Here is a 1,794-nt window from a genome sequence, read left to right on the forward strand (position 1 = left end):
CGACGCCGCCGATCAGGGTCTCGAGGCCGCGGGTCAGCAGGGTCGTGCCCGAGGTGCCGATGGTCACCACGTCGGTGGCAGCGCCGCCAACGAGGATCTCCAGGTTCGCACCCAGGGTCAGCGTGTTGCCGGTGTCGCCCAGGATCACCAGGTCGGACCCCGCACCGCCGATCAGCGTCTCGATGCCGCGGATGGTGGAGGTGTTGCCGGCCGTGCCCAGGGTCAGGACGTCGGTGCCGGCAGCGCCGACCACATAGTCCGCACCCGAGACGGTGAGGGTCGAACCAGCGGTGCTGGTGAAGATCACCTCAAGGCCCGTGCCGCCGATCAGCGTCTCGATGCCAACCGCCAGCAGCGTGCCGCCGGCCGTGCCGATGGTCACCACGTCGGTGCCCACGCCACCGGTCAGCGTCTCGATGCCGCTCACCAGCAGGGTGTTGCCGGCCGTGCCCAACGTGACGATGTCGGAGGCCGAACCGCCGACCAGCGTCTCAATCCCGCCGACGAGCAGCGAGTTGGCCGTGTTGCCCAGCGTGATGACGTCGGTGCCCGCAGAGCCCGTCAGCGTCTCGATGCCGCGCAGCAGCACCGTGTTGCCGGCCGTGCCCAGCGTGACGACATCGATGCCCGTGCCGCCGACCAGGATTTCGAGAGCCGACGCCAGCAGCGTCGAACCGCCCGAACCCAGGAACACGAGGTCGGAACCCGTGCCGCCCGTGATGGTCTCCAGCGCGTTGGCGACCAGGGTGTTGCCGACCGTGCCCAGCGTGACCACGTCGGTGCCCACACCACCGGTCAGGGTCTCCAGACCCGAAACCAGCAGGGTGTTGCCCGCCGTGCCCAGCGTGATCAGGTCGAGGCCCGTACCGCCAGCCAACGTCTCGATGGCCGAAACCACCATGGTGGTGCCGGTATCGCCGATGGTGATGACATCGGTGCCAGCCGCACCCGTCAGGCTCTCCAGCCCACGGACGATGAGCGTGTTGCCCGCAGTGCCCAGCGTGACGACGTCGGAAGCCGTGCCGCCGACCAGGATCTCGATGCCCGAGGCCAGGACGGTGGTGCCGGCCGAACCCAGGAAGATCACGTCGGTGCCCGAACCGCCGGTGACCGTCTCCAGCAGGTTGGCGAGCAGCGTGCTGCCGGCCGTGCCGATGGTGATCAGGTCGGTGGCCGAGGAGCCGGTGATCGTCTCGAGAGCCGAGACCAGCAGGGTGTTGCCGCCCGTGCCGGCCAGGGTGACGGTGTCGGTGCCCGTGCCGCCGCTCAGCGTCTCGATCAGCGTCACCGCGAGGGTGTTGCCGGCCGAGCCGAGGGTGACGACGTCGGTGCCGACGTTGCCGGTCAGCGTTTCGACAGCCGAGACCAGGACGGTGTTGCCAGCCGTGCCCAGGGTGATGGCATCGGAGGCGGCTCCGCCGATGATCGTCTCGAACAGCGAAACCAACGCGGTGTTGGCCGTGTCGCCCAGCGTCAGGATGTCGGTGCCGACGTTACCGGTCAGCGTCTCGATGCCGCGCAGCAGCACCGTGTTGCCGGCCGAGCCCAGCGTGACGACGTCGGTGCCGGCGCCGCCGATCAGGATGTCGATGCCCGACACCAGGACCGTCGAACCGCCCGAACCCAGGAACACGAGGTCGGAACCCGTGCCGCCCGTGATGGTCTCCAGCGCGTTGGCGACCAGGGTGTTGCCCACGGTGCCCAGCGTGACGACGTCGGTGCCCACGCCACCGGTCAGGGTCTCCAGACCCGAAACCAGCAGGGTGTTGCCCGCCGTGCCCAGCGTGATGGCGT

At 69.4% G+C, this 1,794-nt stretch carries 1 protein-coding gene; it reads right to left on the minus strand.

Annotated elements, in window-relative coordinates; genetic code table 11:
* On the minus strand, window positions 1–1,794 hold a 1,794-nt coding region (locus TSH20_RS34460; protein ID WP_146207519.1), incomplete at both ends, for a calcium-binding protein.

The sequence above is a fragment of the Azospirillum sp. TSH20 genome (assembly GCF_003115935.1).
Classification (GTDB): domain Bacteria; phylum Pseudomonadota; class Alphaproteobacteria; order Azospirillales; family Azospirillaceae; genus Azospirillum.